This is a genomic window from Salinibacter ruber DSM 13855 (assembly GCF_000013045.1).
Taxonomy (GTDB): Bacteria; Bacteroidota; Rhodothermia; order Rhodothermales; family Salinibacteraceae; genus Salinibacter; species Salinibacter ruber.
Genome location: NC_007677.1, coordinates 731,776 through 747,153, shown reverse-complemented (window position 1 = coordinate 747,153; position 15,378 = coordinate 731,776). Strand labels below are relative to the sequence as shown.

General features: G+C 67.6%; 11 protein-coding genes. 2 read left to right on the top strand and 9 right to left on the bottom strand.

Annotation, left to right across the window (positions count from 1 at the left end; genetic code table 11):
* Positions 1 to 527: 527 nt before the first annotated feature.
* Positions 528 to 1,130 (top strand): hypothetical protein, encoded by a 603-nt coding sequence (locus SRU_RS02975; RefSeq protein WP_237701872.1) that lies wholly within the window; start codon positions 528 to 530, stop codon positions 1,128 to 1,130.
* A 38-nt stretch (positions 1,131 to 1,168) separates the two neighbouring features.
* The gene (locus tag SRU_RS02970; RefSeq protein ID WP_011403341.1) at positions 1,169 to 2,863 is read left to right on the top strand and encodes a S8 family peptidase; all 1,695 of its coding nucleotides are present in this window, start codon (positions 1,169 to 1,171) and stop codon (positions 2,861 to 2,863) included.
* Between the two features lie 495 nt (positions 2,864 to 3,358).
* On the opposite strand, the gene ftsZ is transcribed toward SRU_RS02970, so the two are convergent.
* The 9 genes from ftsZ to SRU_RS02925 form a co-directional block, all read right to left on the bottom strand.
* Positions 3,359 to 4,678: a cell division protein FtsZ gene (gene ftsZ / locus SRU_RS02965; RefSeq protein WP_011403340.1), complete on the bottom strand. Its 1,320-nt coding sequence runs from the start codon at positions 4,676 to 4,678 to the stop codon at positions 3,359 to 3,361.
* A 207-nt stretch (positions 4,679 to 4,885) separates the two neighbouring features.
* Positions 4,886 to 6,145 carry a cell division protein FtsA gene (gene ftsA, locus SRU_RS02960; protein WP_103015601.1) on the bottom strand — a complete coding sequence of 420 codons (1,260 nt, stop codon included), beginning with the start codon at positions 6,143 to 6,145 and terminating at the stop codon, positions 4,886 to 4,888.
* 130 nt (positions 6,146 to 6,275) lie between these two features.
* Positions 6,276 to 7,055: a cell division protein FtsQ/DivIB gene (locus SRU_RS02955; protein ID WP_011403338.1), complete on the bottom strand. Its 780-nt coding sequence runs from the start codon at positions 7,053 to 7,055 to the stop codon at positions 6,276 to 6,278.
* A 147-nt stretch (positions 7,056 to 7,202) separates the two neighbouring features.
* Positions 7,203 to 8,630, bottom strand: coding sequence for a UDP-N-acetylmuramate--L-alanine ligase (gene murC, locus SRU_RS02950; protein WP_011403337.1), 1,428 nt, complete (start codon positions 8,628 to 8,630; stop codon positions 7,203 to 7,205).
* A gap of 80 nt (positions 8,631 to 8,710) precedes the next feature.
* Positions 8,711 to 9,823, bottom strand: coding sequence for an undecaprenyldiphospho-muramoylpentapeptide beta-N-acetylglucosaminyltransferase (murG, locus tag SRU_RS02945; RefSeq protein WP_011403336.1), 1,113 nt, complete (start codon positions 9,821 to 9,823; stop codon positions 8,711 to 8,713).
* A 61-nt stretch (positions 9,824 to 9,884) separates the two neighbouring features.
* Complete coding sequence (locus tag SRU_RS02940) at positions 9,885 to 11,054, bottom strand: FtsW/RodA/SpoVE family cell cycle protein (protein WP_164923451.1); 1,170 nt, start codon at positions 11,052 to 11,054, stop codon at positions 9,885 to 9,887.
* Between the two features lie 114 nt (positions 11,055 to 11,168).
* Positions 11,169 to 12,551, bottom strand: a complete 1,383-nt coding sequence (gene murD, locus SRU_RS02935; protein ID WP_011403334.1) for a UDP-N-acetylmuramoyl-L-alanine--D-glutamate ligase — start codon at positions 12,549 to 12,551, stop codon at positions 11,169 to 11,171.
* A 71-nt stretch (positions 12,552 to 12,622) separates the two neighbouring features.
* Positions 12,623 to 13,780, bottom strand: coding sequence for a phospho-N-acetylmuramoyl-pentapeptide-transferase (gene mraY / locus SRU_RS02930; protein ID WP_011403333.1), 1,158 nt, complete (start codon positions 13,778 to 13,780; stop codon positions 12,623 to 12,625).
* A 57-nt stretch (positions 13,781 to 13,837) separates the two neighbouring features.
* A complete protein-coding gene (locus SRU_RS02925) occupies positions 13,838 to 15,376 on the bottom strand; it encodes a UDP-N-acetylmuramoyl-L-alanyl-D-glutamate--2,6-diaminopimelate ligase (protein ID WP_237701871.1) in 1,539 nt (512 codons plus the stop codon).
* Between the last annotated feature and the right edge of the window lie 2 nt (positions 15,377 to 15,378).

The window sequence follows — 15,378 nt, the reverse complement described above, 5'->3', positions numbered from 1 at the left end:
GCCTCCCGCTGAAACGTGGAAGCGAGCGGGCCGAGATCCATCAGCCTCTCTGCGGTTACTTTCGGATGTCCTATCTGTCAGATGGCCCGTCTGTGCTTATTGAAAAGCCTGTGCTATAATATTCAATTTGAAAGTTCAAAGCCCGCGAGTCAGTGAAACAGACATCAATACTGCTTATCCTCATTGTCGTCAGGCGAATGCCGCGTTGCCCAGTTTTCTAGCAAAGCCGGCGTCTAGGAAAAGTCACCGGTGCTGAATTGCTGCGGGAGTAAAGAGCCCCGCCCTTCTGGGCGGGGCATCAATCGCACTCTCGTGAGAATTGCCTTCAGGAGTAATTCATCTCCGAGAACAGATCGCCTCTGGAAGCAAGCCTCTAGAAAGACACGTTAGTCCATAATCCGTTGCCACTGTGGGGTCCTGTCCCTTTCTGGCGGCGTGATAACTTCTGGCGGCGTGATAACCAGAACCGAACCTTCTTGAGTGCTCATATTTACAAAGGGTGCTGCTCTAGTCAGGGCGGTGCCTTCATGCGCTCCCCCACACGCCAGGCCTCGACTGTGCTTCCCGAACGAATTCCCATCCCCAAGTCCCTTCACTCCATCGAGACCGGGGACCCGATCGCCACGTGCCTCGCCTGCGATGCGCCCCTGCTGGACGGGCCCACCGAGTACCTGGTCGAAAAGGGCTACCGCCAGTACGAGGCCTACGACGTGCAGGAGACCGTCTTCGAGTACGCCATCTGTATGGACTGCCACGCCGAAATGCGACAGTCCTTCTCCGAACCCTCGAAGCGCCGGTGTCAGGCATACCTGTCCGAGCACGTGGACCTGGCCGCCCGCACCGGGCGGCTCCTCGACGCCGACTCGCGGGACCCGGCCGACTGGACGCGCCAGTGCGTGGTGCACGGCACGCCCCGGGACGAGCTTGAGGAGTATCAGGTCATCGCGCACTGCCAGGGGGACGAACTGCTGCTTACCCACCTCCCCCTCTTGATGGGCGGCCCCGCGATCGACGCCCTTGTGCAACGTCTCTCCAGCGAAACGCTCGACGACCTGGGCGGCTTCCGCGACGAGCACCTCGGCCTCCCGCCCGAACTGAAGCGCGACCTCCAGGGCCCGATCGTCGCGTAGTCCCCCGTCCCCTCCATCTCGTCAGGACCCTCCGCTCCATGAAGCCCACCACGCTCCTCTCGACGCTCGTTCTCGCGTTCTTGCTGATTGGCTGCGCCGGGAGCCGCCCTCCCACCACGCCGACGACCTCCGATTCCCCTGCGCCATCCAACTCAGCGGCCCCGGACACGACCACCCAAGCGGCCGACGTCCCGCCGCCGGCCCCCTCTCGGGCCCCGCAGGATTGGTACCACCTCGACCGCGTTCCACGAAGCGGGCCCGGCCTCGACACGCGGGCGGCCTACCGGGACGTGCTTCAGGGCCGGCCGCCCCAAGACACGGTCCAGGTCGCCGTTATCGACTCTGGCCTTGACATCGACCACGAGGACCTCGCGGCCAAGCTGTGGACCAACGCCGACGAAATCCCCGGCAACGACGTCGACGACGACGGCAACGGCTACGTCGACGACGTGCACGGGTGGAACTTCATCGGGGGCCCCGGCGGCAAGAACGTAGATCAGGACACGTACGAGCTCACCCGGATCTACGTGGACCTTCAGGAGCGCTTCGCCGGGGTCGACTCGGCACGCGTTGGCCCCGACGCTCGGGACCGGTACCAGCGGTATCAGGACATCAAGCGCACGTTTCAGAAGAAACGACGCGAGGCCCGCAAGCGGCTTGCAAAGGTCGGAAAGGCCCAGAAGGCCGTGCAGGCGTCCGTGGACGTGCTCAAGTCCCACCTCGGCACGGACAGCCTTACCCAGTCGGCCGTCCGATCGGTAACGAGCTCCCGCCGCGATGTGCGTCGGGCGCAGCAGACCCTGCAATACTTCTACGATCAGGACCTCTCCCCCTCCGACCTCAAGGACTACAAAAACCAGCTGGAGCGCCAGGTCGAATACAACTACAATCCCGACTTCAATCCGCGCCCCATCGTGGGCGACGACTACGCGGACAAGACCGAACGGCGGTACGGAAACAACGACGCGGAGGGCCCCGACCCCGGACACGGTACGCACGTGGCGGGCATCATCGGCGCCACCCGCGACAATTCAATCGGCATCGACGGCGTCGCCCGGGGCGTGCGCCTCATGTCCGTCCGTGCGGTGCCGAACGGGGACGAGCGCGACAAGGACGTCGCCAACGCGATCCGCTACGCGGTCGACAACGGGGCCGACGTGATCAACATGAGCTTCGGCAAGTCGTACTCCCCGCACAAAGGCGTGGTCGACGCCGCCGTGCAGTACGCCGACTCGATGGGCGTCCTCATGGTCCACGCCGCTGGCAACGACGGGGCGAGCGTCGACTCGACCGACAACTTCCCGTCGCCCTACTACGCAGACGGCGGCCGGGCGCAGCGGTGGATCGAAGTCGGGGCCTCCTCCTGGAAAGGGGGCGAAAAGCTGGCCGCCTCGTTTAGCAACTACGGCGCGGAGCGCGTGGATGTCTTTGCGCCGGGACACTCCATCTACTCGACCGTCCCCGACGACGCGTACGAGCGCAACGATGGGACGAGCATGGCGGCCCCCATGGTGAGCGGCCTCGCCGCCCTGATCATGGCCTACTACCCGTCCCTGACCGCCACGGACGTCCGCACCATCATCCTCGAGACGGCGACGCCCTACAGAAACCGGACGGTCGCTCGTCCCGGTGACGGCGAGACCGTTCCGTTCGGCACGCTCTCCGACACCGGTGCGGTCGTGAACGCCCACGCGGCCCTCCGGCGGGCCGCCGACCGGGTCGCCGCGCAGTAGATTGCGGCGGCCGTCCGGGGCGGGGCCCCCTGGCGAGAGCCCTCCGCGAGAGCCCTCCTGCGAAAGGACGTTCCGCGAAAGGGCGTTCCGCGGGACGAGCCCGGGATTCCGCTCGGCCGGCCCCCTCCCCGTCCTCCCAAACACGAAAAGCCACGCGCCGGCGCAGGGCCGGGCGTGGCTCTCGCGCATGGCACGGAAGCCGCCGGGACACTCCCGGGGCCCCTCGTGCACAACCACAGCACCGCAACGCTGCTCAAACGCTGCGGTCAGGCATCCGGGCGGCCGACGGGACGAGACCCGACAGGACCTGGTCTGCCCCAAACGAGGGCAGTGTCCCGCCGCGGCGCCGGACGGCCTGTGGTGGGGCTGGAGGGCCCACTTTTTGATGCGGTCGGGGGTCGGTTTTCGACGAAGACATAACGGATCGAGTCAGGGTTCACACGGCGGTCTCACACGGCGGTCCACTTCTGCTCGAGGCATGCGCCCCGGCGCTACTCAGTCCATCATCTTGCGGAGGAACGCAGGGGTGTCGGTGTCGTCGTCGGTCTCCTCCTCGGAGCGGGAGCGCTCGTCGCGGTCCGTCCGTTCGTTCAGGTCGTCGGCCTCCAGGCGACGGATGTTGGGAGTGTCGTCCTCGCTCTCCCCGTCCGTCTCGTCGGTCGGCTCGTCCTCCGACGGTTCGGAACGAAGGGGCGCATTGCGGCGCTCGTAGGCCGGCGTGTCGAGCTGCCGGAGGTTGGTTTCGCCCTTGTAGTCCGCCGGGTCGTCGTCCTCGTTTTGGTCCTCCAGCGGCACCGTGCGCCGCCCGTCGTCGCCCTCGTCCTCCGGCTCCTCGTCGCGGTCGAAGCCGGTGGCGATCACGGTCACGCGGAGCTTGTCCTCGATGTCCTCCTCGATGACGGTCCCGAAGATGACCTCCACGTCCTCGCCGGCCTCCTTTTGAATGACGCTCGTGGCCTGGGTGGCCTCGCGGATGCCGAGGGACGGGCCGCTGGTGATGTTGACGAGCACGTTGGTGGCGCCGGCGATGGAGAGGCCGTCCAGCAGCGGGCTGCTGATGGCCTGCACGGCGGCCTTCTCCGAGCGGTTCTCGCCGGTGGCCGTGGCCGAGCCCATCAGGGCCGTGCCGCCGTCCTTCATCGTCGTCTGCACGTCGGCGAAGTCGAGGTTGATCAGGCCGTGGACCGTGATCAGGTCGCTGATCCCCCGGGTGGCGTTGTAGAGCACCTCGTCGGCCTTTTCGAACGCCTCGATGAGGCTCGTGTCCGGGTCGGCAATGTCGAGCAGCCGCTCGTTGGGAATGACGATGAGCGTGTCGACGTTTTCGCGCAGCAGCTCGATGCCTTCCTGCGCCGTGTTCATGCGCCGCGACCCTTCGCAGTCGAAGGGCTTGGTGACAATGGCGACGGTCAGGATGTCGAGGCTGCGGGCGATGGCCGCCACCACGGGCGCGCCGCCGGTGCCGGTGCCACCGCCCATGCCGGCCGTGATGAAGGCCATGTCGTAGCCGTCGAGGGCCTGCCGGATTTCTTCGCTGCTCTCCTCGATGGCCTCGGCGCCGACGCTGGGCCGCGCCCCGGCCCCCAGGCCGCTGGTCAGGTCCTGGCCCGCCTGAATTTTCTGGGGCGCGCGGTTCTCGCTAAGCGCCTGCGAGTCGGTGTTGACGGCAATAAACTCCACGCTGCCGTGGATGCCTTTCTGCACCATGTTGTTGATGGCGTTGCCGCCCCCGCCGCCGACCCCGACGACGCAGATCTTGGCCTCCTCGTTTGCGGCATCGTCGAACGAAAATTTTGAGCTAAAGTCTTGGTCCATGGTCCCTCCAGTGGGTCTGTGGTGTTGAGAGTATGAGAGTACAGCCCGGCGGGCCTGAAGTGAGCGGCTCCAAGCGCGTGCGTGCCGGCCTGTCGAAGTGGCGTTGTACTAGCTGATTGTGGCGTGTAGGTCTGAACGTAGACGGCGGGCGGCATGGGGACGGGTTGGCGGAACGATTGGGCGGTCCTCCTGCCCGTCACCGCCGATTTACAATTCGTCGAACCAGGCCTTCATGCGGTTGGCGATGCGGGCCATGAGCGTTTCTCCGCCGGCCTGCCCATTCTGGTGGGCCCGCACCTCTTCGGAGAGCGTGGTGCCGCCGATGATGTCGGGGCGCATGCCGTAGAGGACGAGGCCCACCCCGGTCGAGAACTTGGGGTCGCTCACCTCCTCCACGAGCCCGCCGCTCAGGCCCATGGGGCGCCCCACGCGGGCCTCCATGCCGAGCACCTCGGCGGCCAGTTCATCGGTGTAGGGGACGAGCGACCCGCCCCCGGTCAGCACGGCGCCGACGCCCAGGTGCCGGCCGTAGCCGCTGCGCTTGATTTCCATCGCCGCGATCTCCAGAATCTCTTCCAGGCGCGGCTGAATGATCTGGGCGAGGGCGTCGCGCCCAATCGTCTTCTCGTCCCGCCCGCCGATGCCCGGAATCTCGATTTTCTCGTCCGAGTCCGCCTCCCCGGCGAGGGCCACGCCGAACTGGCGCTTCAGCTGCTCGGCCTGGTCCCGCATCACGCCGAGGCCCTTCCGGATGTCGTCGGTCACCTTGTCGCCGGCCACCGCGATGACGGCCGTATGGCGGATCGTGTGGTCCTCGAAGACGGCAATGTCGGTCGTGCCGCCGCCGATGTCGATGAGGGCCACCCCCACCTCCTTCTCGTCCTCGTGCAGCACGCTGAACGAGGAGGCGAGCGGCTCCAGCACCAGGTCGGACACCCGAAAGCCGGCCTTCTCGATGCACCGGTAGATGTTCTTGGCGGCGGAGACGAGCCCGGTGATGATGTGCACGTCCGCCTCCAGGCGCACCCCACTCATGCCCACGGGGTCGGCCACGCCGTCCTGCCCATCCACGATGAACTCCTGCGGGATGACGTGCAGGATCTCGCGGTCGGCGGGCAGGGCCACGTGCGTCGTGTCCTCGAGGAGGCGCTGCACGTCGTTCTGCGTAATCTCGTTGGCGTTGATCGTCACCACCCCGCGCGTCTGGAAGCTTTGCACATGATCGCCCGCGATGCCCACGACCACGTTCTGCACCTCCACGCCGGCGGCCCGCTCGGCCTCCTCCACCGCCTCCCGAACGGCCGCCACGGTGCGGTCGATGTTGACCACCACCCCGCGGTTGAGGCCGTCGGAGGGGGCCATGCCCACCCCAAGAATGTTCACGCGGTCGAGGTCATCCTTGCCGGCGACGACGGCACAGACCTTGGTCGTGCCGATGTCGACTCCTACGACGATGTTTTCATTCATGGCAGTTTGGGGGATCAATGTCAGGCTGAGTCGTGATTCGTGATGCGCGATGGCGCGTGCCGTCCCGCGGCTCACACGTCACTCATCACTGAGCAGAGCACAGCGCACTATGAAGACCGGATCGCATGCATTATCCGTCGAGCGGGCGCGTTCGGGTGACCACTTGTCCATCGAAGCGGAGGTCGATGCGTTCGATCGGCTCGTCCGGCGACGATGCGAGCACCTGGCGCGCAAAGGCGCGGAGCGTGCGCAGTTTTCGGGACACGTTGCCGCTCCCGAGGTGCACCGGCAGGGCGTCGTGCGGGCCGATCGGGGTCGTCGTAAGTTGGATCGCATCGTCGGGCTGCATCTCAATCTCGGCCACGAGGTCGGCCACCCCCGCCTCGGGGAGGGCCCGAAGCACCCGACGCAGCGACGACGGGGTCTGTGCGGTGTCGGGCTGCGTCCAGGGGGCCTCCGCCTCGAGGCCCCGCACGAGCGGCACGTCGTACCCGGCACTGTCGGGCAGGGGCATCGCGTGGCCGCTCCGGTCGAGGTAGTAGGCCGGACGGCCCTGCGCGTCCACCGCGAGGGCCGCGGGGGTGCGCTCGGTGACCGAAATCGTTAGGGCGCCCTGCATCCACTGCGTCTCGGCGGTCGCCTCTTTCACCCACGGGTGGCGGGCCACCCGATCGGCCACGAGCATCGGCGCCACGGCCCGCATCGCCGTGCCGCGGCCCACACGGGCCAGGCGGCGCAGCGTGTCGGGCGGGGCGTGCTGCGCCCCGGTCACGGCCACCCGGTCCACCGTCACGTTCGCCCGCCACTGCCAACCCAGGAGGCCCAGCGCCACGACGCCCGCCACGAGGAGCCCGCTCCCCGCGACGCGGAGGGCATGGCGTCCGAATGTCGCAGTTTGGTCCCGTGTCATGAGTGTCGAAAAATGATCGTCGTGTTTGTTGAAACGGCCGGAGAATTCGTGATTCGTGGAACGTGAAGCGTGAAGAGAGCGAACGCCCTGTTCTCACACGTCACGGTTCACTCGTCACGCCTCACGCATCACACCGTCGATCAAAATTCAGTCGCGTTCAATTGCTGTCCCACCGTCGTTTTCAAGTAGCTCCACGAAGGCCTCACTCGCGCGCCAGATGTCGCCCGCACCCAGCATCAGGACGACGTCGCCCGGCCCCACGAGCTCCTGCAGGCGGCCCGGGAGGTCGGTCTTCTCCGGCACGTAGTGCACGGCCCGGTGCCCGAACTGCTCGGCCCGCTCGGCCAGGCGCCCCCCGGTCACCCCTTCGATCGGCGCCTCGCGCGCCCCGTACACGTCGGTCAGGACGAGCATGTCGGCGTTGAAGAAGGAGCAGGCGAACTCGTCCATGAAGTTTTGAGTGCGGGAGTACATGTGCGGCTGAAAGACCGCGACGACACGGCGGTCGGGAAAGCCCTGGTGGGCCGCGTCCAGGGTCGCCTCAATTTCGGTTGGGTGATGGGCGTAGTCGTCGAGCACCGTGATGCCGCCCACCTCTCCCTTCTTCTCGAACCGGCGGCGGACGCCGGTGAAGGTGCCGAGCCCGTCGCGCACCCGCTCGAACGAAATCTCGAGCTCCTGGCCCACCGCCACGGCGGCAAGCGCGTTGCGCACGTTGTGCATGCCCGGCACGTGCAGCTCGATGGTGCCGAGGCGCTCTCCGCGCACCACCACGTCGAACCGGGTCGTCATGCCCTCCCGCCGGACGTTCTCGCCCCGCACCTCCGCCTGGCGTGTCGTGCCGTAGGTCACGACGCGGCGCTCCACGTCGCCGACGATGGCCTGCACGTTTGGGTCGTCGAGGCACAGGATGGCCGCCCCGAAGAACGGCACGCTGTTGGCGTACTGCGTGAAGGACGCCTGGATGGCCGCCAGGTCCTCGTACACGTCGAGGTGATCCTCCTCGATGCTCGTGATGACCGCCAGCGACGGCGTAAGGCGCAGGAACGTGCGGTCGTACTCGTCGGCCTCAATCACGAGGACGTCGCCCTCCCCCGTGATGGCGTTGGAGCCGAAGGCCGTCACCTTCCCCCCCACGATCACGGTCGGATCGAAGCCCCCCTCGGCCACCACGAGCCCCGCCATCGAGGTCGTGGTCGTCTTGCCGTGGGTGCCGGCCACGCCGACGCCAAACTTCATCCGGATCAGCTCACCCAGCATCTCGGCGCGCGGGATGAGCGAGATGCGGCGGCGTTCGGCCTCGCGGGTCTCCGGGTTCTCGTCGGGGTCGACGGCACTGGAATAGACCACCACGTCGGCCGTGCCCACCTGCTCGGCGGCGTGCCCCTCGTGAATGGTCGCCCCCTCCGCCTCCAGGCGCTCGGTGACGTCGCTGCGCTCCAGGTCCGAGCCCGTCACGTCGTAGCCGCGGTTCAGGAGCACCTCGGCGATGGAGCTCATGCCGATGCCGCCAATGCCCACCATGTGGACCTGGCGGATGCGGCCCAAAGCCGGTTGTGTTCGAAGTTCAGCCATCGCGTCCGTTCGGGTCGGTCGGGTTGGTGGCTCCGCGGGGCCCGGGCAGATGCCCACGGGCCGGCGGGAGCGAATCGGAATTAATTCGTGCGGTAGCGGTCGGCAAGGGCGAGCACGTCGCGGGCAATCGTCTCCGCGGCGTCGGGGCGGGCCCGGTCGCGGGCGGCCTCGGCCATCCGGGCGCGCCGGTCGGAATTGCCGAGCAGGTCGAGCAGCACCGTCTCCAGGTGCGCGTCGAGGTCCGCCTCGTCCAGCCAGACGGCGGCGCCGGCCCGTTCCAGGCTCCGTGCGTTCTTGGTCTGATGGTCGGCCGTCACGTTGGGCGAGGGCACGAGCACCGCGGGCGTGCCCGTGACCGTCAGCTCGCTGCAGGTGAGCGCCCCCGCCCGGCACACCGCGAGGTCGGCCGCGGCGTAGGCGTGTCCCATCTGGTCGATGTACTCGACGACGCGAAGTCGCGGGTGCTCGTCGAGGTCCTCCGTCAGGTCGTCGTAGTACCGGGTTCCCGTCTGCCAGACCACATGCACGTCGCCCTCGGCCAGCAGGGGATCCAGGATCCGCTGGATCGCCCCGTTGATCGCGGCACTGCCCAGCGACCCCCCCATGACCAACAGCACACGCCCGTCCTCCGGAACGTTGAAGGCCGCCCGGGCCGCGTCGGGATCTGCGTCCCGCAACGACTGGCGCGTGGGGTTTCCGCTCACCACCGCGTGCTCGGCGGGCACCCAGTCCTTCGCCTCAGGAAAGGCGAGGTGGATGCGCAGCGCAAGCCGCGCGAGCACCCGGTTCGTGAGGCCCGCGTAGGCGTTCTGCTCCTGTATCAGGAGGGGCCGTCCACGCAGCCACGCCGCCATCAGCACCGGGGCGGCCACGTACCCGCCCGTGCCCACCGCCACGTCCGGCTCGATGGCCCCCACGAGGCGCCAGCTCTGCACCAGGCCCTGCGCCACACGGAACGGCAGCAGCAGGTTGGACGCCACGGCCCGTCGCTGAAGGCCCTGCGCCGTAATCGGGTGGAGGGCATATCCCGCCTCCGGCACGGCCCGCGCTTCGAGCCGGTCCTGCGTGCCCGCAAACACGATCTGAGCGTCCGGACGGAGGGCCCGCACCGCGTCGGCAATGGCGATGGCCGGGTACACGTGTCCCCCAGTGCCACCACCCACCATCAGTATGTGCGGAGCGCGCGTGCTCATTGGTCACAAACGAAATCATCGACGGGCCCAAGGGCCCAGAGGAGAGAGAAAGATGAACGAGTCAAACCCGCTCGGCGGAACGCTGTCCCGCGTGACGGGAGATATTCAACAGGACTCCAATCATGATGCCGTTGGCCAGCAGAGACGTCCCTCCGTACGAGACAAACGGCATGGGCAGGCCCGTCACCGGTAACAGCCCACTGGCCACCCCGGCGTGCACAAACCCGTACGTCACGACCAGTGTGGTCATCCCCACCGCCAGAATGAGCCCGAGCGGGTCCGGGGCGTCCCGCGCAATGCGGAGGTACCCGCGAAAGAGCAGCACGAAGAACCCGGTCAACAGGGCCAGGGCCCCGAAGATGCCGTACTCCTCCGCGATGATGGCGAAAATAAAGTCGTTATAGGGTTCGGGAAGGAAGTCGCGCTGGACACTCTTCCCCGGCCCCACCCCAGTGAACCCGCCCGCCGCGAAGGCCATCCGGGCCTGCCGGGACTGATACTGCTCCCCCCGCGCGTCCATGACCTGCTCCGTATCGGTGTTCGGAAACAAGTCCATCCCGAGGTACGCCTCCAGGCGGGCGGCCCGGTCGGGCGATGTCGACAGCACGCCGAACGCCATCACGCCCCCCAGCACGGCGAGCCCACCGATCTGCAGAACGCTCACGCGCCCCACGAAGCTCATCAGCAGCACCCCGAGCAGCAACACGAGGGCCGTCGACAGGTCGTCAAGGGCGATGAGTCCCACCGTCACCCCCACCCAAAACAGCACTGGCAGGAACGTGCGGCTGAAGCTCTTCACGTAGTCCTGCTTCTGCACCAACAACACCGCCACGTACAAGACGAGCGCCACCCGCGCGAACTCCGACGGCTGAAACCCGACCCCGCCAATCTGCAGCCAGCGGTCGGCCCCGCCCGAGAACAGACCGACGACCTTGACGGCGACCAGCAGGAGCAGGGTGCCCACGAGCGCCAGCCGGCTGTACCGGGCCAGCGTGCGGTAGTCGATGAGGCTCACCACCCCCATCGCCCCGAGGGCAATCCCCACACGGGCCAGGTGGCGAAGCAGGAAGTGCACCGGCTCGGTCCCGGCCCGCACCTCCGCCAGGTACGTGACGGCGCTATACACCGCCACCACGCCCACGGACGACAGCGCCAACACGACCCACACCACGTACTTGTCCGCCGGGGCGCGGTCGGTCACTTTCTGTGTGAGGGACTGGACGATGCTCATCGAGCGTCAGTGTGAAGTCGGAAAATTGAGTCGTCGGGTTGAATGTCGTGCGTATTTCGTATTGCGTACGTGGTCGGAGAGACGATCGGATACGCAATACGCAACACGTAATTCCTATAGCAGCGTCTCCACGAGGCGGCGGAAGGTGTCGCCCCGCTCCTCGTAGTTCTCGTACATGTCGAAGGAGGAGCACGCCGGGCTCAGCAGCACCACGTCGCCCGGCTGGGCCGCGCGCTGGGCCTGGGTCAGGGCGTCCTCCATCGTCTCCGCTCGGCTGTGGTCGGGGGCTTCTCCGCCAAGCTCCCGCTCCACTTTCTCGGCACTCTCCCCGAGGGCCACCACCGCCCGCACCTGGTCGCGAACGAGCGGCTTGAGGTCCGTGTAGTCGTTTCCCTTGTCTCGGCCCCCGGCAATCAGGACGATGGGCCGGTCGAAGCTCTCCAGGGCGTACCAGACCGCGTTCACGTTGGTGGCCTTCGAGTCGTTGACGTACAGCACGTCGTCCACCGTGTGCACCTCCTCCAGCCGGTGCGGCACGCCCTCGAAGCCGGACAGGCTCTCGCGAATGACGTCGTTCTCGACCTCCATCACACGAGCCGAGACGGCGGCCGCAAGCGAGTTGTACATGTTGTGACGCCCTCGAAGGGCGAGCTCGTCCTGAGGCATAAGCGAATCGTCTTCGTCGTCGGTTCGAAGCACGATGCGGCCGTCCCGGAATCCGGCCCCGGCCGCCGGCACCCCCTCTCTGGTGATGGCCATCGGGCGGACGCCCTGCTCCGCGGCCGCCTCCTCCGCGGCGTTCCGTACGTCGTCATCGTCCCGATTGTAGACCACCACGTCGCCCTCGCCCTGATTGCGGAAAATGTTGTGCTTGGCCTGCGCGTAGGCCTCGAAGTCGTGGTCGTAGCGCCCCAGGTGATCGGGCGTGATGTTCAGCAGCACGCTCACGCGCGGGCGGAACGTCTCCACGTGGTCGAGCTGGAAGCTGGACACCTCCAGTACCACCACGTCTGTCGGCTCCGTCTCGAGCACGTAGTCGGAAAACGGGTACCCGATGTTGCCGGCCACGATGGCCTCCCGGCCCAGGGTGTCCGCGAATGCCGTTCGGAAAACGTGCCCGGTGAGGCTCGTCGTGGTCGTCTTGCCGTTGGTACCGGTGATGGCCACGATGGGCGCGTCGCAGAACCAGGACGCCGCCTCAATTTCGGAGTACACGTCGAGTCCCGCCCGCAGCGCCTGCTGCACGATGTTCGACTGCGTGGGCACCCCGGGACTGAGCACAAGAACGTCGGCGTCGAGGGCCTCGGCCGTGTGCCCCCCAAACTCGTACTCGACGCCGGCCTCGTCGAGGGCCGCCGCGGCCCCGTCCGACGGGGCGTCCTGCTCGGTGAGAAACACCTCGCCCCCCACCTTCGCCAGCAGCCGGGCCGCGGCGCGCCCACTGCGGGCGCCGCCCACCACGGTGGCTCGTGTCCTGCGGACTTCGTCCGGTGTCATTGCAGAGGATGAGGGGGATTGGAGGATCGGTTCGGCCCCACGCCGCAGCGCGGGGTTCGTCATCGGAGTCGCTATCGAATGCGGAGGATGAGCAGGGCGGCAATCACGGTGATGGCGGTCACAATCCAGAAGCGCGTCACGATTTTTGCCTCGTGGAGCCCGCGGGCCTCATAGTGGTGATGCAGGGGCGCCATCCGGAAGACGCGCTTTCCGGTGCCGGTGCGGCGTCGGGTGTATTTGAAGTAGCTCGTCTGCACGATGACCGAGAGCGCCTCGGCAAAGTACACGATGCCGAGCAGCGGCAGCAGCAGCTCCTTGCGCACCATGAGGATCGTGCTCCCCACGGCCCCGCCGAGGGCGAGGGCGCCGGTGTCGCCCATAAAGACGGTCGCCGGGTATCCGTTGTACCACAGAAACCCGAAGCAGGCCGCCGTGACGGCCGCCACGAACACCGTCAGCTCCCCGGTGCCCGGCAGGTGCATGACGTTCAGGAACGTCGCAAACTCCGCGTTGCCGGACACATACACCAGCGCGACGAGCCCCAGCGACACGAACGCCGTGACGCCGGTCGTCAGGCCGTCGAGGCCGTCGGTCAGGTTCACGGCGTTGGAGACCGCCGTCACAATGAAGACGACCACCGGAAGGTAAACGAGCCATCCGAGGTCGACCCCCAGCTCTAGAAACCGAAAGAGGTCATAATCGAGCACCTGATCTTTCAAAAAGGGAATGAACGTGAACGTATTGTAGGCCGCAAAGTCGGGATGGAAGTACAGCACGCTCCCCACGAAAAGCCCGACGGCGACCTGCCCCGCCACCTTGTACCAGGCATTGAGGCCGTCCTTTTGCTTCCGTACCGTCTTTACGTAGTCGTCGGCGAAGCCCACCACGCCGAGCCCGCCCATCGCCACGAGGGAGAGCCACACGTACGTATTGGCGACGGCCCCCCAGAGCAGCGTCGCCCCGCCCACGGACAGCAGGATGATGATGCCGCCCATCGTGGGCGTGCCCGCCTTGTGGGCGTGGCTGATGGCCCCGGCCGCCTCGCCCTCTCGCACCTGTTCCCCCAACTGCTGCTGCCGCAGCCAGCGGATGATGCCCCGGCCCGCCCCCAGCGCGATGCCGAGCGCCGTGATGGAGGCCAGCGCCGCCCGCACGGTGATGAACCGAATCACCTGAAACCCCGGCGGGTGGTACAGCCGCTCAATGTAGTCGATGAGGTAGTAGAGCATTGTGGGTAGGCGCCGGGGCGGGCATCGGACTTCGATCACACCCGCCCGGACGCGTCGTCAGCCAAAGTATCGTCGTGCCACCTCGCGGTCGTCGAAGGGGCGGGTGTCGGTGCCGATGGTCTGTGTCGTCTCGTGGCCCTTGCCCGCGATCACGACCACGTCGCCCGGCATCGTCTCGTCGGCCGCGGCCTGGATGGCCTCCTCCCTGTCTACAATCCAGCGCATCGATTCCGGCCGCTCCACCCCGTCGCAGATGTCCCGCAGAATGGCCACCGGGGCTTCCGTGCGGGGGTTGTCGCTCGTCACGATCACGCGGTCCGCGAGCCGCTCGGCGATGCGGCCCATCGTGGGCCGCTTGCCCGCGTCGCGGTCGCCCCCGCACCCAAACACGCACCAGAGCGCGGCCTTCGCCGGGGTCGTGTCGCGCACCGTGCGGAGCACGTTCTCCAGCGCGTCGGGCGTGTGGGCGTAGTCGACAATGACCGTGGTGCCGTCCCCGAAGCGCAGCGGCTCGACCCGGCCCGGCACCGGCGGCGCATCGGCGAGGGCGTCGGCCACGGCCTCCGGCGCGTGGCCGAGGGCCGTGCCGGTCCCGTAGGCGGCCGCCATGTTGGAGGCGTTGAAGCGCCCCGCCAGTTGGGTGTCCCGCTCGTGGCCGTCGAGCCGCACCCGTTGACCGTCGAGCCGCGCCTCCAGCACAGTCGCCTCGATGTCCGCGTCTCGGTCGAGCCCAAAGGACACGACCCGCGCCTCCGTATCGGCCACCATCGTGGGGCCGGCCTCGTCGTCGGCGTTGTAGAGGGCCGTCGCGTCGGGCCCGAGTGCGTCGAACAGGGTTTTCTTTGCCGCCCGGTAGTCGTCCAGCGTGTCGTGGTAGTCGAGATGATCGACCGAAAGGGTGGTGAAGATGGCCACCTCGTAGTCGAGCCCGTGCACACGGTCCTGATCGAGCGCGTGGGACGACACCTCCATCGCACAGGCCGTACAGCCCCGGTCCACCATGCGCCGCAGCGTGCGGTGCAGGACCAGCGGTCCCGGCGTCGTGAGGGCGAGGGCCGTCGTCTCGCCGCCCGCCTGGACCTTGATCGTGCTGAGCAGCCCGGCGGTCTCGCCCAGCGCCTCCAACAGGTGGTGGACGAGGTAGGCGACGGTGGTCTTTCCGTTGGTGCCCGTCACGCCCACGAGACGCAGCTCGTCGGCCGGGTCCCCGTGCAGGGCCGCGGCGCCCTCGGCCAGGGCCGTCCGCGTGTCCGTCACGCGCGCAAACACGACTCCGGGGAAGCGCTCGCGCGCTCGGGTCGGCAGCGCCTCGCACACGACGAGGCGCGCTCCGTTGTCTACCGCCATGTCAATGAACGAGTGGCCGTCGGCGTCCACGCCGCGAATCGCGACGAAGCCACCGCCCGGCGTGACCGCCCGACTGTCGTCCGTCAGGCCGCCGATCGCGAGGGTGTCGGGATCGGGGGCTTCCGCCCCCGCTATCGTTTCGTCCAGCAAATCCGCCTTCCGCAGCCGACGCCGGAGCGCCGACCAGGGGAGGGGATCGGGCTCCCACTCCGAAATCCGCTCGGTGTGTGCAGACGTAGGGCCTGGCATCG